The sequence below is a fragment of the Lientehia hominis genome (assembly GCF_021044755.1).
GTDB classification, from domain to species: domain Bacteria; phylum Bacillota; class Clostridia; order Lachnospirales; family Lachnospiraceae; genus Lientehia; species Lientehia hominis.
In genome coordinates this window covers 397044-420268 of record NZ_JAJNOR010000001.1, presented here as the reverse complement: position 1 = coordinate 420268, position 23225 = coordinate 397044, and the positions used below count along the sequence as shown (strand labels likewise).

Sequence of the window (23225 nt, the reverse complement as noted above, 5' to 3'; positions counted from 1 at the left end):
GGAGGAAAAATAGAAATGAAGTTTGGAAAAGCGGTGGTTAAGTACCGGATTCCCATTCTGATACTTGCAGTCCTGCTGCTGGTACCTTCGGCAGTCGGAATGGTTAAGACGAGAATCAATTATGATATGCTGAATTATCTGCCGGAGGACATGGATACGGTAAAAGGGCAGGATATCCTGATGGAGGATTTTGGAAAGGGAGCTTTTTCCTTTGTGATTGTGGAGGGAATGCCGGAAAAGAAAGTAGCGGAGCTCAAGGCAAAGATCGAACAGGTGGAACATGTGGATACCGTTTTGTGGTATGACAGTATTCTGGATCTGTCGGTTCCCATGGATCTGCTTCCCGATAAGCTGTATCAAGCATTTAACTCCGGGGATGCCACCATGATGGCCGTATTCTTTGACAGTTCCACATCATCCGATGAGACCATGGGAGCCATACAAGCCGTCCGGGAGGCCACCGGAGAACAGTGCTTTGTATCCGGAATGTCGGCGCTCGTCACGGACTTAAAGGAGCTGTGTGAGAAGGAGGAGCCGATCTACGTGGGGATAGCAGTCCTTTTGGCCTGTGCAGCCATGATGATTTTTATGGATAATTTTCTGATACCGTTTATTTTTCTCATAAGCATCGGCATGGCAATCCTCTTAAATATGGGAACCAATTATTTCCTGGGTGAGATTTCTTATCTGACAAAGGCTTTATCGGCGGTGCTCCAGCTGGCGGTCACGATGGATTATTCAATCTTTCTGTGGCACAGCTATAGTGAACAGAAGCGGCGGAGGGCCGACAGAAAAAAAGCCATGGCGTGGGCTGTTAAGGAAACACTCACCTCTGTGATCGGGAGCTCCGTTACAACGATCGCAGGTTTTATCGCTCTTTGTTTCATGAGCTTTACCTTGGGCAGGGATCTCGGCGTAGTCATGGCGAAGGGAGTCATCCTGGGAGTGATCGGATGTGTAACGACACTGCCGGCGCTCATCCTGGTACTGGATAAACCGCTGGAAAAGACCATGCATAAATCTCTGATTCCTAAAGCGGATAAGGTGGCGGGCTTTGTTACCAGGCGGTTTCCCATATTTCTGGTCCTGTTTGTGCTGATACTGATTCCTGCATACGGAGGATATAAAAAGACCAACAGCGAGGTCTATTACGATCTGTCGGTCAGCCTTCCGAGAGATATGGATAATATTATCGCCAACACCAAGCTTCAGGAAACCTTCCAGGTGGGCTCCACCCACATGATACTGGCAGATTCCTCCCTGTCTCATAAAGAGACGAAAGCGATGATAAAGGAAATGGAATCTGTGGACGGCGTGAAATACGTGCTGGGAATGGATTCTGTGATCGGATCTCTGGTACCGGAGGAAATGATACCGGAATCCATCAGCAGTATTCTGAAAAGTGATAAATGGGAGCTTTTGCTGGTGAATTCAGAATACAAGACGGCCAGCAATGAGGTCAATGATCAGATAGACGGGCTGAACGCAGTGCTAAAAAAATATGACAAGAATGGTATGCTGATTGGAGAGGCTCCTTGTACAAAGGATATGATAGAGGTCACGGATACGGACTTTAAGGTGGTGAACGCCATATCTATTATCGCGATCTTCTTTATCATCGCAATCGTGGAAAAGAGTATTTCTCTGCCGTTCATCCTGGTGGCTGTCATAGAATTTGCTATTTTCATCAACCTGGGACTGCCGCATTATACCAATGTATCTCTGCCCTTTATCGCCCCGATCTGTATCAGCACCATTCAGCTGGGAGCCACAGTCGACTACGCGATTTTGATGACTACGCGGTATAAAAGTGAACGATATTCCGGACTGGACAAAAAAACGGCTGTGGGAAATGCTCTGGCGGCGTCTGTTCCGTCAATTATCGTCAGCGCGCTGGGGCTGTTTGCAGCCACCTTTGGAGTGGCCTGTTATTCGGATATCGATATGATCAGCTCTTTATGTAATCTGATGGCCCGTGGAGCCATTGTGAGCATGTTCTGTGTGATCTTGATTCTTCCGGCAATGTTTATGCTGTTTGACCGGGTGATCTGTGCGACGAGCATCGGCTTCCGGAAAAAAGAAGATAAAAGCAAAAAAAGAGGATGGAAACGAAAAAATGATTCGGAGGTTGCATTATGAAAGACATGAAAAAGAGATCAGTTAAAATCCTTTCCCTGATTCTGTGCGCTGTGATGGTATTCAGTCTGGTGGGAGCGATATCCTATGCTGCCGGAGCGAAAACCAGAAGCACGGCGGAAAAGGAGACGACAGAAACGGAAACTGCCGGAGGTGAAAAGGAACAGGAAATCACAGAAGGAGACGTATCAAAGGATGAGACGGTTTATGTGATCGCGGATGCTGACGGCTCCCCCAGGAAGATCATTGTAAGTGACTGGATAAAGAACAGTATCGGCAAGGCACAGATAAATGACAGTTCAGAGCTTGACAATGTGACAAATGTGAACGGAGAAGAAAGCAGCACCGTAAATGGCGGCACGCGCGTCTGGGATGCAGAGGGCAATGATATTTATTATAAAGGAGATATCCGCAAGGAACTTCCGGTAACTATGTCCATCAGCTACAAGCTGGACGGAAAAGTCATTTCTGCGGAGGATTTGGCAGGAAAGAGCGGAAAAGTCACCATGCGGTTTGACTATACCAATAATCAATATGAGGAAGCGGAGATCAAAGGAGAAAAACAGAAGATTTATGTGCCGTTTGTGATGCTGACCGGCATGATACTGGACAATGAGCAGTTTAAGAATGTGGAAGTCTCCAATGGACGGCTGGTGAATGATGGGAGCCATACCATCGTTGCAGGAATCGCGATGCCCGGACTCCAGGAGAATCTGAATATTGACAAAGAGAAATTAGAACTTCCGGACTATGTGGAGATCACAGCGGATGTGACAGACTTTGAAGTGGCGGCTACTCTGTCGTTGGCAACAAATGAAGTGTTCGGTGATATCAATCTGGAGGAGGGGGATTCCATTGATAAGCTGAAAGAGTCTTTGGATAAACTGTCCGATGCCATGGAGCAGCTGCTGGATGGTTCTTCCGCCTTGTATGACGGCCTGGAGACTCTGGAGAGCAAGTCAGGAGAGCTGATTGACGGGGTCAGCCAGCTGGCATCCGGAGCAGGGGCCTTGTCAGACGGAGCAGGAGCGTTAAAGAACGGGACTCAGAGCCTCAAAGACGGGGCCGGTGATCTGGCTGGAGGTCTGAATAAACTGGCGGCCAATAATGAGTCTCTGAACGGAGGAGCCAGACAGGTATTTGATTCTCTGCTGGCGGCGGCGGACAGCCAGTTGGCGGCGGCGGGGCTTTCTATACCGGCGCTCACCGTTGACAACTATGCAGAGGTGTTGGATGGGGTCAAAGGCTCCCTGGACGAGAACACCGTATACAACATGGCATATAATACGGCACTTGATGCGGTGACCGGAAAAGTGCGAGCTCAGGAGACGGCCATCTGCGCCCAGGTTGAGGTGGCTGTCCGCGGAAAGGTGCTGGAAGGAGTCCTGCAGGCGGCCGGAATGCCGATGACGGCGGAGCAGTATGAGGCTGCTGTGAACGCAGGCGGAGTGGATGCTGATACCCAGGCCATGGTCGCGGGAGCTGTGGATAATCAGATGCAGTCGTCCGACATCCGGGGACAGATAGCTGCTGCCACGGAATCTAAGGTTCAGGAGCTGATCCAACAGAATATGCAGAGCAGTGAGGTGATGTCTCAGATCAATGCCGCTGTGGAAAGTGCCAGAAACGGAGCAGGAAGCATAGCGGCCCTTAAGGCCCAGCTGGACAGCTACTATGAGTTTTATAACGGCCTGCTGAGCTATACCGCAGGCGTTGCCAAAGCGAATGAAGGAGCCGGAGCGCTTCTTGGAGGAGCCTCCGAGCTGGCTGACGGAGCGTCAGATCTTTATGACGGCGCAGGGACTCTCCGCGAGGGAATCGGCCGGCTGCAGAGCGGCGGCGGTGCCCTTACGGATGGGGTATCACAGCTGGCCGACGGAGCACTGCAGTTATCTGACGGTCTGAAGGAATTCAGCGAAGAGGGAGTACAGAAGCTGGTGGATGCGGTCGACGGGGACCTGGATGTGCTGGTATCCAGACTCCGGGCTACCGTAGATGCTTCTAAGAATTATAGATCCTTTGCAGGAATTTCAGAGGATATGAGCGGAAGCGTGAAGTTCATTTATAAAACAGACGCGGTAGAGACAGAAGAATAAAGAAAAGCGCGCTGCTCCATAGATGAGAATCATCTATTCGGCAGCGCGCTCTTTCTTATTGAGTAAACGTGCTATTTAGCTGTTTCTGCAGCTTTTTCCGCATATTCGGTATTTACCAGCTCCTTATAAGGGACTTTTTCCTTCAGCTCACCGGCTTCTGTCAGGATATCCTGCAGCAGGTTAAAGCTGTCTTCGCTGAAGACCAGATCTTCTTTCCAGGTATCCTGGTCCAGATAACGGCCGACGATCGCGGCTATGGTGCTCTCCTCGGTCTCAGAAAACTGGGGCTGTATGATCTTGGCGATTTCTTCTGCAGTATGGCTGTTCACATAGTCAAGGCCTTTTTGGACAGCATTTGTGAAGCCCTGGATGATTTCAGGATGCTCGGAATAGTAGCTCTGCTTTGCGCAGTAGGCCGTATAAGGAACATATCCGGAATCCACGCCGAGAGACGCCACGACTTTTCCAGCGTCCTCCAATTCAATCTTAGTGGCAAAGGGCTCGAATTCCACGGTATAGTCTGCGTCGCCTTCTATGAAAGCGGCGGCAGTCAGACCGAAATCGATACTCTGGTCGATAGTCAGATCTGTTTTCGGATTGATCCCGTTCTTTTTCAGAATGTATTCAAATACCATTTCAGGCATGCCGCCGGCGCGGCCGCCGAGGACCTTCGTGCCTTTCAGGTCTTCCCATTTGAAATCTTCGTCTGCTTCTCTTCCTACCAGGAAGTTGCCGGCGCGCTGAGTCAGCTGAGCGAAATTCACCGCATAGTCAGAGCTTCCTTCTGCGTAGACATAGATGCTGGCTTCAGAACCCATGAAACCGATATCGGCGCCGCCGGAGATCATGGCGGTCATTACCTTATCGGCTCCGGCGCTGTTAATGAGGGTGAGGTCAATGCCCTCTTCTTCAAAATATCCGTTTTCAATGGCCACATATTGGGGGGCATAGAAAATGGAGTGTGCCACTTCGCTTAAGGTAACGGGGGTCAGGGCTTCCTGCTTGGGGGCCTCTGTCTTTTCGGCAACCGTATTCTTGCTGTCTGCTTTTTTTCCGCAGCCGGATACTGTCCCGATCAGGACGAGTAAGCAGAGGGAGAGGCAGAGAAGCCGTTTAGTCAGGGTTTTCATGTTCAATGGGTCGTTCTCCTATGAGTTTTGCTTACTGGTATAATATGGAGAATGGAAAAATACGTGCAGGACAATACCGTGTACATGGAATCACTCATTTCCTGAGGAGATTCAAATTGAATTTTTCATCCAGCTGGTTATGTAAAAAGTGGATTTAGCTTTATGTCAGCTTATTAGAATATATGGGAGTAAATGAAAATTGACATTTTAATCTTCCGGAGGTATATTTGAAAAGATTTGATTGGAATGGAGATCAAGAGAACAGGAGAGAAGAAAGCATGGAGATTAATTTAGAGAAACTGGAAGAGACATTGAATAAAGCAGAAGTTATCTATTTATCGACGAGCCTTCATGACGTTGTTTCTTCAAGGCCTGTAAGTCCCCTGAACATTGGCCTGAGCTTATATATCCGGACGTCGGCGTCCTCAAAAAAAGCGAAAGAGATGACGGCCAATGCCAATATCGCCGTATGCGTTGGCAATTTTTATTTCACGGGGAAGGCGAGATCATTAGGCTCCGCATTCGGCAGCGGCAATACAGAACTGAAAAGATCGTATATTTCCCGATATCCGGATTCCTTTGGCGAAGAAGATGAATTTATAGAATCAGACGAGGTGTTTTTCGAATTGACGATAGAACACGTTTCCGAATGGATCTACGAAAATGATATTCCCGTTGGATTCGCGGAACAGACGCTGTGGTGAATAAGAAAAAATTCATTTCCTTTAAAAAAGGATTGAAACTATACAAGTTTTGAGGTACACTAATCGTAGTTGAGTAAACGTTTACGCAAACAGATGGTCAAGGTGCGGTCTATGGAGAAGAAAATCACGATAAAAAGAATAGCGGAGCTTGCAGGAGTATCTGTAGCCACCGTATCCCGGGTCATCAATCAGAACGGGCGGTATTCAGCGGAGACGGAGTCTAAAGTCCGGGAGATCATTGAGGCATATCACTATGTGCCGAACCTGCCGGCCAAGGGGCTTAAGACCAGGCGGACTGATGTGGTGGGAATCATCGTTCCGGATATCCTGAGCCGTCACTTTGCGGGTCTGGTCCTGGAGATACAAATGGAGATGTTTAAATATTCGTATTCCACCCTGATCTGCAATACCAATGAAGATGAACGGCTGGAGAAGCGGCATGTGGATACTCTGCTCGCCCACCAGGTCAGCGGGATCTTGTTCATTTCCGGCAGCAGGATACATACGGAGATTGAAGACATGCCAGTGGCCTATCTGGACAGGCGGCCGGAAGGATACGAGGGTCAGAAGGAGATCGTGCTCATTGAGTCCGATAATGAAAGCGGAGGATATCAGGCGGCCGGTAAGCTGGCAGAAAGAGGATGCGGGAGAATAGCTGTCCTCCGGGATAAGGGAAACGACTGGAACAAGGAAGCCAGATACCGGGGCTATTGCCGCGCCATGGCGGAAGCCGGGAGGTCTTTGGATAAGGAGCTCATCCTTTGTGCGGACAGTGTTTCGGCAGAAGCGTCCAGGAAGGCCGTGGGAAAGGCTTTGGAGGAGGGCATCTTCTTTGACGGGATCATGTGTACCACGGATGAACTGGCGGCGGGGGCAGTCATGGCTCTTCGGGAACGCGGCAGAAAAGTGCCTGAGGATGTCATGGTGACTGGCTTTGACGATACGCCTCTGGCGGCCATATATGAGCCGGCGCTTACCAGCGTTCATCAGGATGTGAAGCTGATGGCCAGAATCGCTGCGAAAGAAATGGTGGAATTGATTGAGGGGAGAACGGCGGGAGGGTGTCACCAGGTGATACCGGTACGGCTGACAGAGAGGAAGTCCACGGAAAAACGCCCCGAGTGAATTTGCCGGTCTGCTTTTTGGTTTATCGGTAAAGTGGGCATGAGTAAACGTTTACATAATAAAAACAGCCACTGTGGCATTAAATTTCAGAAAGGAGAAAGAATATGGGAAGCAAAACAGAACAGGCTTATGAACTGGCAAAGGAGCGCTACGCAAAGATGGGGGTGAATACGGAGGAAGCAGTAAAGAAGCTTCTTGCCGTCAGAATCTCTTTTAATGCGTGGCAGCTGGACGACGACAAGGGGTTTCTGCAGGTGGAGGCCGGAACCGGTGGAGGGGTCATGGCGACAGGCAACTATCCGGGAGCGGCAAAAAACGCGGAGCAGCTGGTACAAGATGCTGGAAAAGTGTTTTCTTTGATTCCGGGCAGACATAAACTCAGCATCCAGTCCAAGATGATCGCTTCGGCGGAGCCGGGAATCGACCTGGACAGGATAGAAAGGGAGCATTACCGTTACTATGTGGACTGGGCGAAAGAGAATGGGATCGGATTGGATTTTAACCCCAGCTGCTCAGGCCATCCCATGGCAAATTCCGGATTTACTCTGAGCAGTGCAGATAAAAGGGTGCGGGAATTCTGGATCGAGCATTTCAGACGTGCCAGTGAGATAGGAGAATATCTGGGACAGGAGACCGGGATAAAATGTATGACGAATTACTGGATCCCCGACGGCTACAAGGATATGCCCGCTGATATGTACGCTCCCAGAAAGAGACTGGAGGAGTCCCTGGACTGCGTTTTTGACCGGAAGGCGGACCGCGTTCACAATATGGATTCTTTGGAGAGCAAGTTATTTGGCATAGGAGTGGAAGCCTATACGGTAGGTTCTCATGAATTCTACATGGCATATGCGGCGAAGCATCATCTTCCGGTCACGCTGGACGCCGGACATTTCCATATCTCAGAGGAAGTGGCGAATAAAATCTCGTCTCTTATGTTTATGTGTGATGAAATTCTTCTTCATGTTACCAGGCCCATGAGATGGGACAGTGACCATGTGGTGGCATTTGACGATACGACTCAGAACATCATGAATGAAATCGTAAGGAACGAATGGCTTGACAGGGTGCATATCGGAACGGATTATTTTGACGCTTCCATAAACCGGGTGGCCGCAGGAGTGATCGGTCTTCGCAACACGCAGAAAGCGCTCCTGAAAGCTTTCCTGGAACCGACAAAGGAGCTGCGGACCTATGAAAATGAAGGAAACTACACGAAGCGCCTGGCTCTTATGGAAGAAATGAAGACGATGCCTTTCCAGGCAGTCTGGGATTATATTTGTGAAATGGAGAATGTGCCGGTGGGATTTGGCTGGTTCACGGAAGTAGAGCAGTATGAGAAAGAAGTCCAGTTAAAACGTCAGTGAAATGGGAAAGAGAGGAAATAAAATGAAATATGGTATTTATTTTGCTTACTGGGAAAATAAATGGGGAGCGGACCAGAGAAAATACATAGAGAAGGTTAAAAAGCTGGGATTTGATATTTTGGAAATTTCCTGTGCGGCTCTTAAGGACATCAGTAAAGCCGAGCTTACGGCTTTTAAGGAAGAGGCAAAAGCCCAAGGGATCACCCTGACAGCGGGATACGGCCCTTCTGCGGAAGAAAACCTGGGATCTGCGGACGAGACTGTGACGAAACACGCTATCGAGTTTTATACGGATATTCTGAAAAAACTGGAATATCTGGATATCCACACCATTGGCGGCGGCATTTATTCCTATTGGCCGGTGGACTATACGAAACCCATCGATAAAAAAGGGGATTGGGAGCGGAGCGTGAAAAATGTCAGGACTGTATCCAGAATCGCCGGAGAATGCGGTGTGGACTACTGCCTGGAGGTTCTGAACCGGTTTGAGGGATACCTTCTCAATACGGCGAAGGAGGCAGTGGAGTTTGTAAAGGAAGTGGATGTGCCGGCTGCCAAGGTGATGCTGGATACGTTCCATATGAATATTGAAGAGGACAGTATGGTGGATGCGATCTTGACAGCGGGCAGCCGGCTGGGCCACTTCCATGTGGGAGAGAACAACAGGCGGGTGCCGGGGAAAGGGAATATGCCCTGGTGTGAGATCGGCCATGCGCTGAGAAGAATAGGATATGACAAAAATGTAGTCATGGAACCGTTTGTATTGGATGGCGGCGAGGTGGGAAGCGATATCAAGATCTGGAGAGATCTTAGCAACAGCGCCACCAAAGAGCAGCTGGACGAAGACGCCAGGAATTCTGTGGCATATCTGAGATATGTGTTCAGTGGTCCTGCGTCGGATTACCGATAGATAAAAAGGGTACTTGTTTGTGTTTCGTCCCCTGCTTTCAGGAATCGGATATGTGATGTTTCTGTGAAAATTTTGCGTTTTTTGTCGCATTGTGCTAGAATGGCATATATTTGATACTGGGAAAGTAAGATCGTTATTTATATAGGGGATGAGAATTATGATTTGTCCGAAATGCGGAAGAGAAACAGAAGGTAAATTTTGCAGCAGCTGCGGGACGCTTTTAACGGGGCCGGGGAGACGGACAGCGCGGTCGGCAGACGATTTTTCAGGTGTGGATTTTGTGCCGCAGGATGACGCCTGGGCGGCGGATACCGGAGAGAGGCCTTTCCGTGAGGAAACGGACCTTGACGAGACGGTGGTGCTGGAGCCGTTGGAACAGTATGACGGAGAAAAACAGAGAAGCGTTTACCATTGGGAGGGAAATGAATCTCCGGTATACCCGGAATACGAAGAGAAAAAGGAAAGTTCCGGAAAGAAATACGGTAAATATGGAAGAGACCCGTACGATTCAGATTCACAAAAAAGACATTCAGAGAACGGCGATATTCGCGGCGGAGAGAGACAGAGTGGTAAAAAGAGCCGACCGGGGAACCGGACTGTTTATGAGGAGCAGGTGACCAGAAAGAAAAAAAAGCATAAAGGACGCGCTGCAGCTTCCGTGAAATCTGTGGGAAAAGTGACTGGGAAGGCCGTCGGAGGAACTCTGGGCAGAATACTGCCGCTTGTTCTTCGACTTGCCTCTTTTGTTCTGATGGGAGGGATGACCGTTCGGCTGTTTACAGGCTTCTGGAGCCAGAGGGATGTGCTGGGCTCCATGGTCCAGATGGTTTCCGACCGTAATTACGCCGAGGGGCTTTATCTCATTTTGGCAGCGGCACTGCTGGCCTATGGCGTGGTATCGGCCGTTTGGATACTCACGCGCAGGCGTATAGCCTGCGACGGCAGGATGAGAAGATTCGATACAGGACGGGGACTTGTCCCCTTTGTGATATTCGCAGGACTCACATTTCTGGCGGCCAGGACGGCGGTCTATCTGCCTGGAAGTCCGCACGTTCTGAGCGGTCTGGGACAGTTTTTCCTGGTACTGGCAGCCGGACAGTCCTGGGTCTACGTCTGCAGCGTTCTGGGAATCATATGCTGCATTATACGGAAGATCCTGAGGCATTGAGGACAGGGCAAAAGCTTCGTTTTAAAGAGGATATACAGGTTGACGAGAACAAATAACGGGCTCCCTTTTAAGGGAGCCCGTCTGCAATCGAGGGAATTTGATATTTATTGTACTCTGTGTTTCTTTGCATAAATTCCCATACCAGTCAGGCCAGCCCCTGCCAGAAGAAACAGGGCAATAAAGACCCCTGTGCTGTTGGGATCGCCAGTTTGGGGGGTATCCGCTGAACCGGCGGATTTTGTTCCCGTCGCTGGAATGCTTTCTGTGACTTTACGGCCGCAGACAGAGCAGGCCTTTTCTTGGCTTCCGGTTTCGGTGGCTGCCGCACCCCTTGTAATTGTCCAGCTGCCATAGGTGTGGGCTGTTATATCCGTTTTTTCACCACAAGCGCATTCATGCCAGTGGTTGGCACTGTCTGATTTCCAGTCCGCACCGAAGCCATGTCCTGTCATTGAGATCATCGTGTCTGCCAAGGCGATTTCCTTACTGCCGTTTTCATCACTGAAATACTTGCCGCAAGCGTCACAGTACCAATACTGAGTATGTCCGTTTTCGGTGCAAGTGGCTTCTTTCGCCTCTGTCTTTGACAAGGCGGTATGCCTGCTGCTGTCTGGTTCTCCGGAGGAAAAGGTTTCTGTTCCTGCCCTGCCGCAGACGCAGGACTTATAATAGACGGCCGCTGTAGTGCAGGTGGCTGCTGAGGCTTTATACGTCTCATCAACAGTTTTCTGGTCGCAGACGTGTTCGCCATAGCCGTCTTTTAGACTGTTGTCTGTGATGGGACAGCTTCTGTTTCCACACTCATGCCAGTGATGGGCGGCGTCACTGCTCCAAGTATCGCTCCATGTATGAGTATGGCTGGCTCCGGAAGCTTCAAGTACCAGAGGAGCCTTTATAACATTCGCATTTATGGTGACAGCGCCGGTACTGTTGTTATAGGTATAATCTGTTCCTGATGCAAGAGCAGTATCGCCTTGTGATATGGCGATGGAACTGGGAAGTCCGTAACCGGCGTCAGGAGAAAGAGTAAAAGAAAACTCGGTGTTATATGGCATTATCGCGTATTGCACATTTTCATATTCAGATAATATGCTGTCAGTTGAAAGATTGTCAAGATTCACTTTCAGACCATACCGTCCTGTACCGTCATCTTCAATTTTAGAGTTGACGAAGGTACCGCCCAGGATCAGTGCCCCTTCTTTGCTAAAAACGGTATTGTCCCTAAATGTGCCGCTGATAATAACGCCTGTCTGGCGGATAGTCACATTTACTCCATCGTAAGTAGCAGTACCGGTAATGGTACCGGTAATATCAATAGTCAGCGCCTGGACAGTTGCTGGTACAAGCCATATTGCCATGCACAGACACAACAGTCCCCTCCATATTTTTCGAGTTTTTTTCATCATTTTTCCTCCTTGGATTTTTGTTCTGTGTTGCCGATTTAAGAAGGTGTACCTTTACAAAACAGAAAAGATGGAGAAGAGCAAACAGAAAAAACTTGAAAAAATATGAATTTGTTGGTATAATTTCAATATATTATTATTTTTGTAAAAATTTGTAAAGGTACACTTTTACAAATAATTCTGCTGATTTGTTTAAGTTCTTTTTTAAGCTTGACTGCTTTGGCATAGAATGTTTCTGCCGGCATTCCACAGGTTTTCGCCGCCTGTCGGGACGCTGTTTTTTTGTTCTGATATGTCTTGATATGTTCCCCGTTTGCAGATGCTTTCCCGTTCGTTCTGCGCTGAAAAAGACAGGCGTAAAAACCGCCTGTCTTTTGCTTTTTTATATTAGGACGGCTTTTGTGCCGAGATTTTCCAAAATGATGCCCAGCCCTAACTGTACAGCATGGCCCGGATGTTTTCCTTGGACTGCACGCCTGCTTTCTGAGCCGTCACTTTTCCGTCCTTGAGGACGACAAGTGTAGGAATGCTCATGATCCGGAACTGCTTTGCCAGATCTGCCTGTTCGTCAATATTTACTTTTCCTATGGTGATGTCCGGCCTTTCTCCGGCGAGGGCGTCTACCGTAGGAGAGAGCATGCGGCAGGGACCGCACCATTCGGCCCAGAAATCCAGCAGTACCGGCTTTGTTGAATTCATGATCTCTCTATGGAAATTTTGCTTTGTTATGGTTTTGACTGACATATTGATAACTCCTTATTTCTTTACTAAATAGTATACGGAGAATTTCGTTTCGGTTCTGTGACTGAGTCACAGATAGTCTTTGAGCCGGCTGCGGTCGAGGATTCGGATCTTGCCGCGGGACAGGGAGACGATTCCTTCTCCGCTGAAATATTTAAGCATTCGGGAGACCACTTCTCTGGCGCTTCCGATGTAGCGGGCTATTTGATCATGGGTATAGGAGACCGTATCTTCGCCGGTCTTTGCCACCTCATCCCACAGAAAGATGGCGAGCCGTTTGTCTGCCCCCATAAATAATATCTGCTGGACAGTCCACATGACATCGGAAAACCGTTCGGTGGACAGCTTATAGGCGAATAATTCCACGTAGACATTCTGCGTCATCAGCTGATGAAATGCCGGAAGAGGAACAAGCAGGGCTTCTGTCGGTTCCACCGATTCTATCAGCACGTCGAATACGACCGCGTCCAATACACAGGAGGCTGAAAGAATGCAGGTATCGCCTTTAAAAAGACGGTACAAGGTGACCTCTCTGCCGTCATCGGAAAGGATATAAGTACGGATCTGTCCGGAGAGCACGAGGAGCATGCCGATGCACATTTCATCGTTGCGGTGGATCAGAGTTTCCTTCTCAAACTGTACAATGGAGCAGGAAGCGGCCAGTATTTCTTTTTCTTCTTCTGATAAATGCTCCCAAAAAGAGAAACCGGTCTGTAATATTGATATTCTGTCATTCTGAATCATATTTTCCTCTTCGGCGGATCCGTCTGTTACCTTTATTTATATGTCTTTTAACGGGAAAATAGGAGACGGAAAGTTTCCTTGTGTTTTCAAGGGAAGAGAGTTATACTCTATAAGGGCGTTGGACGAGAATTCACAGGGAGGGGATGCGTCAAGATGTATCTTATATTTTTATCTTTCTGGATTATGTTGAATGGAAGATTTACATGGGAGATCTTTCTGTTTGGTCTGGCAATTTCGGCGGCAGTTTATTTTTTTATCTGCCGTTTTATGGATTACAGCCTTCGGAAAGATTTTTTGTTGTATAAAAATACAGGACTGTTTTTAACTTTTCTGGGTGTTTTAGTCAAAGAGATCGCCAAGGCGAATCTAAATGTCCTGCGCCTGATCTTGTCCCAGAAATACCGGCCGGAGCCGGCCCTGGTATATTTTAAGACAGATCTCAAAAGCAGTATCTGTAAAGTGCTTCTGGCCAATTCCATTACGCTGACACCGGGAACTATTACGGTTTCCGTGGAGGGAAATGAATTCTGTGTCCACTGTCTGGATAAGGATATGGCAGAAGGAATTGAAGAGTCGGATTTCGTTCGGCTTTTAAGGAAGATGGAGGCAGGCCGATGACAGGAGCAGAAACATTTTATCAGGGAATTCTTATGGCGTGCATGGTGGTCCTGGCTATTTTGGTCCTGGTATCCATCATACGTTCTGTCCGCGGGCCGAAGACTGCGGACCGGATCATCGCGGTCAATATGATTGGAACGATGACGATCGTCATCATCGCGCTCTTGTCCGTATATCTGAAAGAGAGCTATCTTGTGGATGTGTGCCTGATATATGCGATGATCAGCTTTCTGTCCGTAGTGGTCCTTACGAAGGTTTATACCGGGATATATCTGGAGAAAAAAGGAATCCGGGGAGATAAGGCCGCTATAGAGGATAATCTGGAGCATCAGGGATATCTGGAAAAGGAGGATGAGTAGATGGAATGGGTACGTTTTGGAATTTCGGCGGCGTTTCTGCTGTTCGGTATTTTGATGTTTCTGGCAGCTTCCATCGGAGTAAACAGGTTCCGCCGCGCTCTGAACCGGATGCACGCCGCTGCCCTGGGGGATACTCTCGGCATTCTTTTCGTGATTCTGGGGCTTATCATCTGGAAGGGTATTAGCTTTGACTCTCTGAAGCTTTTGCTGGTGGTGCTCTTTTTCTGGCTGGCCAGTCCCGTGGCAGGCCATATGATCAGCCGTTTGGAAGTGACGACGGATGAAGATTTGGGAGAGATCGAGGTGGAGCATCATGAGGATATTTGAGTTTTGTCTGCTGGCTGGGCTGATCGTATGTGCCTTGTCCGTAAGCTTTACGAAGAAGCTTCTGACATCCATTATCATCTATATGTCTTATAGTTCCATCATGGCTGTTATCTGGGTCATACTGCAGTCGCCGGACCTGGCGGTCACAGAAGCGGCCGTAGGGGCCGGCGTCACCAGCATCTTGTTTTTTGTGACCTTGAAGAAGATCAGGGCCATCAGAGAGGAGAAGCAGGATGAGACTGAGGGATGACTATGAGGAAAGCCGGTGGCACCGCCTGGAAAAATGGGTGGACGGTGATATCGACCCTCTGGAAGGACGGATGGAAATCAAGCCTCCGGACGGAGAAAAGGATGAAAATACAAAGCTTCCGGAAGATGGAGAGCCTTTTTTTGACGAGGAAAAGATAAATTCTGTGGTTTATGATACGGCCCACAATAAGGAACTTAAACTGTTCCGTATCATTTACCGTCTGGCTTCTGTGCTCCTTTGTGTTACTCTCATCGGTGTGCTCTTATGGACAGTGGTATACCTGCCAGAATTCGGAAGCCCGGATAACCCCATCAACAATGAAGTCTCTGCCCGTTACATAGAAAAGGGAGTGGAAGAGACCGGCGCGACCAACTTCGTGACCGGCATGATACTGGATTACCGTGCCTTTGATACCTTCGGAGAGTCCTGCGTGCTGTTCATAGCGGCCACCTGTGTCCTGGTGCTCATGCGCCTGGATAATTCCAGCAGCAAAGAGAAAATGAAGAAGAAAAAAGAGGAAGAAAATGACAGGCTTTATGAGCCGAAAAATGATCTGATCCTCCAGAAGGTATCCTGCGTCCTGGTACCGCTCATCTTTATCTTTGGCATTTATATAATACTGAACGGCCACCTGTCGCCTGGAGGAGGCTTTTCCGGCGGCGCGGTCATTGGATCCGGCCTGATCTTATATCTGAATGCCTTTGGATTCAAGAAAACGGAGCGTTTCTTTACAGAGAAGACCTTCCGGCGGATTACCCTGGCGGCTTTGACCTTTTACTGTCTCGCCAAAAGCTATTCCTTTTTCACGGGGGCTAACCATATGGAGAGCGGAATCCCTCTGGGGACGCCCGGGGCGATTTTATCCAGCGGACTGATACTTCCCCTGAATATCTGTGTGGGCCTTGTGGTGGCCTGCACCATGTATGCGTTTTATACCTTGTTCCGAAAGGGGGGGATGTAGATGCTCGCACATCTGGCGGCGAATATGGAGGAGACGGCGTCCATGATCTTATTCGGGATTGGATTTACGACGCTTCTGCTCCATAAAAATCTGATAAAGAAAATTATTGGCCTGAACATCATGGATACTGCGGTGTATTTATTTCTGGCGGCCAAGGGATACATATACGGAAGAATGGTGCCGATCCTGACTGATGGGATCACGGATCCGGCGGCGTATACGAACCCGATACCCGACGGCCTGGTGCTCACCGGAATCGTAGTGTCGGTCAGTGTGACAGCCTTGATGCTGTCTCTGACCATCCGCCTGTACAGACGATATGGTTCTCTGGATCTGGATGAGATAGTCATGCAGTGGAGGAAGGAGGAACGGTGATGGATTTTGTGTGTAATTTTCCGTTTTTCTCCATTATACTGGCGATGTTCTGCGGGATCCTGTCTTCTGTCTTAAAGGGGCCGTGGGCGAAGCGTCTTTGTCTGTTCATGGTGACTGCGGTTCTTGTCATGTCCTCGGCTGTTCTGGCGTATACGATGAAGACGGGAACCAGCTATACTTATTCGATGGGGCATTTTCCGGCGCCCTGGGGGAATGAGATCCGAGCGGGTGTATTGGAAGCCCTGACGGCCACGGGATTTTCCGTGATCATGCTCCTTTCGCTGCTGGGCGGCATGAGCCATATTTTCACCGACGTAGAGGAGACGAAGACCAATCTGTTCTTCATATTGGTGGACCTTCTGATGAGCTCGCTTTTGGCCCTCATCTATACCAATGATCTGTTTACGGCTTACGTATTTGTGGAGATCAATACCATTGCGGCCTGCGGCCTGATCATGATAAAACAGGATGGGCACGGAATCGTGGCGGCCATCCGGTATATGGTCATGAGCCTCCTTGGCTCTGGTATGTTCCTGATCAGCCTGAGTATGCTCTACGATATCACCGGACACCTGCTGATGGAGCCGGCCAAGGAAGCGGTGGGAGCCATTGTGGCTTCCGGTTCCTATGAAGTGCCCCTGCTTGTGGTAATAGCGCTCATGTCTGTCGGCCTGGCCATAAAAAGCGGCCTGTATCCGTTTCACTCGTGGATTCCGGAAACTTACGGGTATGCCACGCCTGCGGCCAGCGCCATTTTGTCGAGCCTGGTATCGAAGGGATATATATTTCTGCTGATAAAAGTATTCTACCGGGTGCTGGGGTACGAGAATGTCGTGAGCAGCAAGGTGATCAATGCTCTGTTCGTGTTCGGATTGGTCGGCATGATCGTGGGATCCGTAAAAGCTATTAAGCAGACGGATACGAGAAAGATGATCGCTTATTCCTCGGTGGCACAGATCGGGTATATCTATATGGGCATCGGCCTGGGGACGAAAGCCGGAATGGCGGCGGCTGTATTCCATATTTTTACCCATGCGGCGACAAAATCTCTTCTGTTTATCAGCGCCGTGGGCCTTTATGAGGTGTCGGACGGAAAAGCGGATTACCGCAGTCTCAGAGGATCCGGATACCGTAACAGGGCGGCGGGCATCGCTTTCGCGGTGGGTGCGCTGTCCATGGTCGGGTTTCCGATGCTGTCGGGATTCATTTCCAAGCTGATGTTCGCCACAGCTGCGGTCCAGAGCCCGCATAAAATGGTGGCGACTATCCTCGGACTGGCGGTCAGCACCATATTGAACGCCATTTATTTCCTGCGTCTGGTCATAAGTATTTATTCTCCGGCAGAGAGGGAATATGGGGCTGACATGTCCCATCAGGCTTCCAGGAAGCTTAAGGTGGCGTCGTTATTATTTATAATCGTAAATTTGGTGCTGGGCCTTTTTTCCCAGCCCATCGTCAATGCCATTGACGCCGGACTCAGTATGTTCGTATAAGGCGGCATCAGGCTGACAAAATAAGGGAGGGTATTATGGAACAGGATTTTTTATTGTTGCTTCCGATCTTTTTCCCCATGGCGGCCGGCATTTTGACGCTGGCGCTGGCCAAAGCCAAAATGGGGAGGAAAGCGAAGCTCACGGTCGTATTCGGAGCGCTGGTGCTGGAGCTTCTTTTTACCATACTCTGTTTGATGCGGGGGGATGTATCCGTGACTTTATGGCAGCTCACAGATACGATCCGCATCTCCTTTCATGTGGATACCATCTCCAGGATATTTGCGGGCCTGTCGGTATCCGTATGGCTTTTGGTGGGATGTTTTGCATTTTCCTATATGAGCCATGAGGAGCATGAGGAACGGTTCTTCGGCTTTTACCTGATTGTGGAGGGAGCACTGACGGCGCTGTCCTTTGCCGACAACATGGTTGGATTCTATGTGTTTTTTGAGGTGATGACCTTTACATCTCTGCCGCTGGTCCTGCATGAGATGACGAAGCCGGCCATAATGGCGGGCCTTAAATACCTGTTTTATTCGGTGGCTGGCGCTTTCATGGCGCTTTTCGGCATCTTCTTCCTTGCGGGGTATGGAGCGATAGGAAGCTTCCAGGCCGGCGGGATCCTGGATGCTTCTGCCACAGCCGGCCACGAGGGTCTTCTTCTGGCGTCTGCTTTTATGATGATCATCGGCTTCGGCACAAAGGCGGGCATGTTTCCTATGCACGGATGGCTGCCGACCGCTCATCCGGAAGCGCCGGCTCCTGCCAGCGCCGTGCTGTCCGGTGTGATCACGAAGATGGGCGTGCTGGCCGTCATACGTGTGGTCTATTATGTGATAGGACCGGATATCCTCCGGAGGACCTGGGTACAAACTGTCTGGATGATACTTACCCTGACGACGATCTTCCTCGGTTCCATGATGGCCTATAAAGAGAAGATTATGAAAAAGAGACTGGCTTATTCGACGGTGAGCCAGGTTTCCTATATCCTCTTTGGACTGTCTCTTCTCCATCCGGCGGCGTTTATAGGAGCGATTGCCCATGTGATATTCCATTCCCTGGTGAAAAACACTCTGTTTCTGGGAGCCGGAGCCATCATCTATAAGACGGGAAAGACAAAGGTGGCGGAGCTTAGGGGGATTGGAAAAGAGATGCCGGTGACCATATGGTGCTTCACACTGGTGTCCATTACCCTGGTGGGAATTCCGCCTACGAGCGGTTTTGTGAGCAAATGGTATCTGGCGACGGGGGCCCTTTCATCAGGAACGGGAGTTTTCTCCTGGCTGGGACCTGTGATTCTTTTGATAAGCGCTCTTCTGACGGCCGGATATCTGCTTCCGGTGACGATACATGGATTTTTCCCTGGGGCAGATTATGATTACGGCAGTCTGGAGAAGCGGGAGCCTTCTGCTCTTATGACGGTACCGATGATTCTGATGACGATGGGAGCCGTGGCGCTCGGCATGTTCCCAGGCGTGATTTTAAATGCAGCGTCGGCGGCAGCCGAGCTGCTGTTCTGACGGACAGGAGAATGGGGGATCTATTATGAACCAATTGCTGTTGGTCGCGCCGGTGCTTTTGCCCATAGCAGGCGGAATCCTCATGCTGATGATTCCGGAGAAAGAGGCGCGGGTGCATCCTATATTTACAGAATTGATCGTGCTGGCATCCAGCGCCATGATCTGGGCTGTGCTGTTCACTGGAAGGGAACAGGGAAACGGCGCCGTGCTTTTTTCTATGGCAGGAAATCTTAAGGTGTTTTTCCGTATGGACGGTATGGGAGCTGTGTTTTCTGGGCTGGTATCCGTGTTATGGCCCCTTGCTACGCTCTATGCCTTTGAATATATGGAGGGAGACAGGCGGGGAAGGGAGTTTTTTGCGTTTTACACGATGACATACGGTGTGACTCTGGGAATCGCTCTGTCCGGAAACCTGGTGACCTTGTATTTGTTTTATGAACTGCTCACTCTTGTCACGTTTCCGCTGGTGCTCCACGACAGAACGAAGGAGGCGATCCGGGCAAGCCGGAAGTATCTCTATTATTCCATTGGCGGCGCCGCGTTTGCGTTCATAGGGCTGGTGTTTGTGCTGATATATGGGAGCACTGCAGATTTTACCCTGGGCGGCGTGCTCAACAAGGGTGTACCGGGGTTTGACACCAATGTGATTCTTTTTATGTATGTGTTGGCCTTCTTTGGATTTGGCGTGAAAGCGGCTCTGTTTCCAGTCCACAGCTGGCTGCCTTCCGTGTCTGTGGCTCCGACGCCCGTCACGGCTCTGCTCCATGCGGTGGCTGTGGTGAAATCTGGGGCTTTTGCCATACTGAGACTGACTTATTTCAGCTATGGGGCAGATTTCCTGAAAGGGACCTGGGCGCATTATGTAGTGTTGGGAGCGGTGCTTGTGACGATCGTTTACGGCTCTACCATGGCTGTAAAGGAGGTTCATTTTAAAAGGCGGCTGGCATATTCTACCATAAGCAATCTTTCCTATGTGCTTTTGGGCGCTGTTATGATGAGTGCGGCAGGGATGGCAGCGGCTCTCAGCCATCTGGTCTTTCACGCGTTTATGAAAATCTGTTCCTTTTTCTGCGCCGGAGCGGTGATGCACCAGGCGGGAAGAAACTATGTATATGAACTGGACGGCATAGGGAAAAAGATGCCGGTCACCTTAGCATGTTTTACGATTGCAGGCTTGTCTCTTACGGGCATCCCGCTCTTCGCGGGATTCATAAGCAAGTGGAATATTGCCCAGGCGGCCGTGGGGCTCGGCGGCATTCCCGGATTTCTGGCTGCCGGTGTTCTGCTTTATTCGGCTCTCATGACTGGCATCTATATGATGACCGTGGTGGTCAGGGCATATTTTCCCAAAGAGGGTTATGACGAGACGGCTTTGGATGGGGTGAAGGAGCCGGGATGGCGCATGCTGACCCCCATCGTCATTTTTGCGGCTGTCATCCTGTTTTTCGGACTGTATTCCAGACCTCTTTTCCATTTTCTTCAGCAGACGGCGGGAGGGAGCGGCATATGAGCGGTGACTGGATTTTGTTGATTCTTGTAATTTGGCCCATGATCGGTGCTTTTCTCTCTTATGGGACCGGTCGGAGAAGGAAGACCGGAAGGAATCTTTTTGCGGACGGTGTCGTGATCGCAGAATTCGCCTTGCTGTGCGGCCTGTTTGCCTGCGGGCTTCTGTCAGGAAGCGGGGGCGTTTCCGGCATGGAGCTGCATGTGCTCGATTTTAAATGGGAAGGCTTCTGCGGCCTGGGGCTCACTCTGAGGCTCGACGGCTTCCGGGTGCTCTATGGCCTGGTGGCGGCCTTTATGTGGATGATGACGACCGTATTTTCCAGAGAATATTTTGGACACTACCGGAACCGGAACCGATATTACCTGTTTCTGCTCCTGACCCTTGGGGCGACTATGGGCGTGTTTTTATCGGCAGATCTGTACACCACCTTTATTTTCTTTGAGATTATGTCCTTTACCTCCTATGTGTGGGTGGCCCATGACGAAAAAGAGGCGGCGATGCGGGCGGCCGGCACATACCTGGGTGTTGCGGTGGTCGGCGGTATGGTCATGCTGATGGGGCTTTTTATGCTGTACCACACGGCGGGCACGCTGCAGATGGATGAACTCCTGGAGGCATGCCGTAAGGTGCGGCCGGAAAAGAGCGGAGTGTTATATCTGTCCGGCGCGCTGATGCTGTTCGGTTTCGGGGCAAAGGCAGGAATGTTTCCTTTGCATATCTGGCTTCCCAAGGCCCATCCTGTGGCTCCGGCGCCGGCGAGCGCGCTTTTATCCGGCATTCTGACGAAATCCGGAATATTCGGGATTCTCGTGGTCAGCTGCAATATCTTCCTTCATGATCCGGCCTGGGGCATGGCGGTCCTGCTCCTTGGGATGGTGACCATGCTGGGAGGCGCGGCCCTGGCGGTCTTTTCCGTGGATTTAAAACGGACGCTGGCATGCTCTTCCATGTCACAGATTGGTTTTATCCTTGTGGGAATCGGCATGCAGGGGCTTTTGGGAGAGGAGAATGCCCTTGCGGTGAGAGGGACGCTGCTCCACATGGTGAACCATTCCCTGTTTAAGCTGGTTCTTTTCATGGCGGCGGGAGTCGTCTATATGAACCTCCATAAACTGAACCTGAATGAAATCCGGGGCTTCGGCAGGAAGAAGCCGCTGCTTAAATTCTGCTTTTTGATGGGGGCACTGGGCATTGGGGGTATACCCCTTTGGAGCGGATATGTCAGCAAGACGCTGCTCCATGAGAGTATAGTGGAATATACGGCGCTGACGCTGCAGGCCAAGGCGGGAATGGCGGTCATGGGTTCGCCTGCCTTCTTTAAAACGGTGGAGTGGCTTTTCCTTCTGGCGGGAGGCATGACCGCAGCTTATATGCTCAAGCTTTTTATTGCGGTATTTGTGGAGAAGCATCCTGAGAAACAGGATGAGTTTGACTGGGAATATAAAAAGTATTGGAACACAGAGAGCAGACTTGCCGTAACGATTCCCGCGCTTCTTCTCCCGGTGATGGGGACGCTTCCCGGTATCGTCATGAATAAGATTGCGGAGCTGGGCCAGCCATTTATGAGAGGGGAGAATCCTCTTCACGCTGTACATTATTTCTCTTTAGAAAACTTAAAAGGAGGAATGGTTTCCGTCGGGATTGGTCTGGTGCTGTATTTCGGCGTTATCCGGACCTGCCTCATGAGAAAGGGAAGAAACGGAATCAGGGAATATGTTGACAGGTGGCCGGCTTTTCTTGATCTGGAGGAGCGGGTTTACCGTCCTGTGCTTCTGCAGTTTTTCCCCTGGCTTTTTGGAGGAATCTGCGGATTTCTTGATAAGTATGTGATCTCCGGAATCCAGGGAGCGTTTTTGGGAATCTCTGGCGCCGTGTGCCAGTTCCTGGATACGTATGTCGTGGAAACCGCGGTGAAGGTTTTTATGGCAGCAACGGCTTTTGGAAGCCGTGTGCTGGATCATATGACAGATGGCATCATTGTGCTCGCCAGAAGGACTACCCACCGGCAGGTGAAGGGGCACAGAAAGAAAGTGATGAGAGACCGGTTCGCATATGCGATGGGGCATTTTCTGGACGGCTGTGCGGCCTTGCTAAATAAGACTGTGAGAAAGAAACACCCCATCAGGAAATCCTACGTACCGAACCTGATCGAATTGGAAGAGGAGACGGTGCGAACGAACCGGATTATAAACGGCAGCCTGTCCTTTGCCCTGATGCTGGTGTGTATCGGGTTGATTCTGGTGCTTTTGTATCTGCTGTGGCAGAGATGATAAAGCTGACAAAATAAAGAA

Annotated in this window: 21 protein-coding genes; 17 read left to right on the top strand and 4 right to left on the bottom strand. The window is 49.9% G+C overall.

Annotated features, from left to right (window positions below; translation table 11 throughout):
• Window positions 1–15 precede the first annotated feature (15 nt).
• Window positions 16–2139 carry an efflux RND transporter permease subunit gene (locus LQE92_RS01875; protein ID WP_231061312.1) on the top strand — a complete coding sequence of 708 codons (2124 nt, stop codon included), beginning with the start codon at window positions 16–18 and terminating at the stop codon, window positions 2137–2139.
• Complete coding sequence (locus LQE92_RS01870) at window positions 2136–4232, top strand: hypothetical protein (RefSeq protein WP_231061311.1); 2097 nt, start codon at window positions 2136–2138, stop codon at window positions 4230–4232. Before LQE92_RS01875 ends, LQE92_RS01870 begins: the two co-directional genes overlap by 4 nt.
• Window positions 4233–4303: 71 nt before the next feature.
• On the opposite strand, the gene LQE92_RS01865 is transcribed toward LQE92_RS01870, so the two are convergent.
• A complete protein-coding gene (locus LQE92_RS01865) occupies window positions 4304–5362 on the bottom strand; it encodes an ABC transporter substrate-binding protein (protein WP_231061858.1) in 1059 nt (352 codons plus the stop codon).
• A 278-nt stretch (window positions 5363–5640) separates the two neighbouring features.
• On the opposite strand from LQE92_RS01865, the gene LQE92_RS01860 reads away from it, so the two are divergent.
• The 5 genes from LQE92_RS01860 (at window position 5641) to LQE92_RS01840 (ending at window position 10636) form a co-directional block, all read left to right on the top strand.
• A complete protein-coding gene (locus LQE92_RS01860) occupies window positions 5641–6066 on the top strand; it encodes a pyridoxamine 5'-phosphate oxidase family protein (RefSeq protein ID WP_231061310.1) in 426 nt (141 codons plus the stop codon).
• Window positions 6067–6177: 111 nt separating this feature from the next.
• A complete protein-coding gene (locus LQE92_RS01855) occupies window positions 6178–7191 on the top strand; it encodes a LacI family DNA-binding transcriptional regulator (protein WP_231061309.1) in 1014 nt (337 codons plus the stop codon).
• Between the two features lie 104 nt (window positions 7192–7295).
• A complete protein-coding gene (locus LQE92_RS01850) occupies window positions 7296–8558 on the top strand; it encodes an L-rhamnose isomerase (protein ID WP_231061308.1) in 1263 nt (420 codons plus the stop codon).
• A gap of 22 nt (window positions 8559–8580) precedes the next feature.
• A complete protein-coding gene (locus tag LQE92_RS01845; protein ID WP_231061307.1) occupies window positions 8581–9468 on the top strand; it encodes a D-psicose 3-epimerase in 888 nt (295 codons plus the stop codon).
• Between the two features lie 157 nt (window positions 9469–9625).
• Window positions 9626–10636 carry a hypothetical protein gene (locus tag LQE92_RS01840; RefSeq protein WP_231061306.1) on the top strand — a complete coding sequence of 337 codons (1011 nt, stop codon included), beginning with the start codon at window positions 9626–9628 and terminating at the stop codon, window positions 10634–10636.
• A 104-nt stretch (window positions 10637–10740) separates the two neighbouring features.
• On the opposite strand, the gene LQE92_RS01835 is transcribed toward LQE92_RS01840, so the two are convergent.
• The 3 genes from LQE92_RS01835 to LQE92_RS01825 all read right to left on the bottom strand — a co-directional run bounded on the left by LQE92_RS01835 (window position 10741) and on the right by LQE92_RS01825 (window position 13524).
• Window positions 10741–12042, bottom strand: a complete 1302-nt coding sequence (locus tag LQE92_RS01835; RefSeq protein ID WP_231061305.1) for a hypothetical protein — start codon at window positions 12040–12042, stop codon at window positions 10741–10743.
• Window positions 12043–12471: 429 nt separating this feature from the next.
• Window positions 12472–12783, bottom strand: a complete 312-nt coding sequence (gene trxA / locus LQE92_RS01830; RefSeq protein WP_231061304.1) for a thioredoxin — start codon at window positions 12781–12783, stop codon at window positions 12472–12474.
• Between the two features lie 66 nt (window positions 12784–12849).
• The gene (locus LQE92_RS01825) at window positions 12850–13524 is read right to left on the bottom strand and encodes a Crp/Fnr family transcriptional regulator (RefSeq protein ID WP_231061303.1); all 675 of its coding nucleotides are present in this window, start codon (window positions 13522–13524) and stop codon (window positions 12850–12852) included.
• Window positions 13525–13677: 153 nt separating this feature from the next.
• On the opposite strand from LQE92_RS01825, the gene LQE92_RS01820 reads away from it, so the two are divergent.
• Genes LQE92_RS01820 through LQE92_RS01775 form a run of 10 tightly spaced genes read left to right on the top strand, consistent with a single transcriptional unit; the run spans window position 13678 to window position 23204 of the window.
• Window positions 13678–14142, top strand: coding sequence for a Na+/H+ antiporter subunit E (locus tag LQE92_RS01820; RefSeq protein WP_231061302.1), 465 nt, complete (start codon window positions 13678–13680; stop codon window positions 14140–14142).
• Window positions 14139–14501: a monovalent cation/H+ antiporter complex subunit F gene (locus LQE92_RS01815; protein ID WP_231061301.1), complete on the top strand. Its 363-nt coding sequence runs from the start codon at window positions 14139–14141 to the stop codon at window positions 14499–14501. Before LQE92_RS01820 ends, LQE92_RS01815 begins: the two co-directional genes overlap by 4 nt.
• Entirely contained in the window at window positions 14502–14828 is a 327-nt protein-coding gene (locus LQE92_RS01810; RefSeq protein ID WP_231061300.1) for a cation:proton antiporter, read from the top strand.
• Window positions 14815–15078 carry a hydrogenase subunit MbhD domain-containing protein gene (locus LQE92_RS01805; protein WP_231061299.1) on the top strand — a complete coding sequence of 88 codons (264 nt, stop codon included), beginning with the start codon at window positions 14815–14817 and terminating at the stop codon, window positions 15076–15078. Before LQE92_RS01810 ends, LQE92_RS01805 begins: the two co-directional genes overlap by 14 nt.
• Window positions 15062–16039 (top strand): hydrogen gas-evolving membrane-bound hydrogenase subunit E, encoded by a 978-nt coding sequence (gene mbhE, locus LQE92_RS01800; protein ID WP_231061298.1) that lies wholly within the window; start codon window positions 15062–15064, stop codon window positions 16037–16039. The genes LQE92_RS01805 and mbhE overlap by 17 nt, the downstream gene beginning before the upstream one ends.
• The gene (locus tag LQE92_RS01795) at window positions 16040–16414 is read left to right on the top strand and encodes a sodium:proton antiporter (RefSeq protein WP_231061297.1); all 375 of its coding nucleotides are present in this window, start codon (window positions 16040–16042) and stop codon (window positions 16412–16414) included.
• Window positions 16414–17907, top strand: a complete 1494-nt coding sequence (locus tag LQE92_RS01790) for a complex I subunit 5 family protein (RefSeq protein ID WP_231061296.1) — start codon at window positions 16414–16416, stop codon at window positions 17905–17907. Before LQE92_RS01795 ends, LQE92_RS01790 begins: the two co-directional genes overlap by 1 nt.
• Before the next feature lie 35 nt (window positions 17908–17942).
• Entirely contained in the window at window positions 17943–19424 is a 1482-nt protein-coding gene (locus tag LQE92_RS01785) for a complex I subunit 5 family protein (RefSeq protein WP_231061295.1), read from the top strand.
• A gap of 25 nt (window positions 19425–19449) precedes the next feature.
• A complete protein-coding gene (locus LQE92_RS01780) occupies window positions 19450–20934 on the top strand; it encodes a complex I subunit 5 family protein (protein ID WP_231061294.1) in 1485 nt (494 codons plus the stop codon).
• Window positions 20931–23204 carry a complex I subunit 5 family protein gene (locus LQE92_RS01775; RefSeq protein ID WP_231061293.1) on the top strand — a complete coding sequence of 758 codons (2274 nt, stop codon included), beginning with the start codon at window positions 20931–20933 and terminating at the stop codon, window positions 23202–23204. Before LQE92_RS01780 ends, LQE92_RS01775 begins: the two co-directional genes overlap by 4 nt.
• The last annotated feature ends 21 nt before the right edge of the window (window positions 23205–23225 follow it).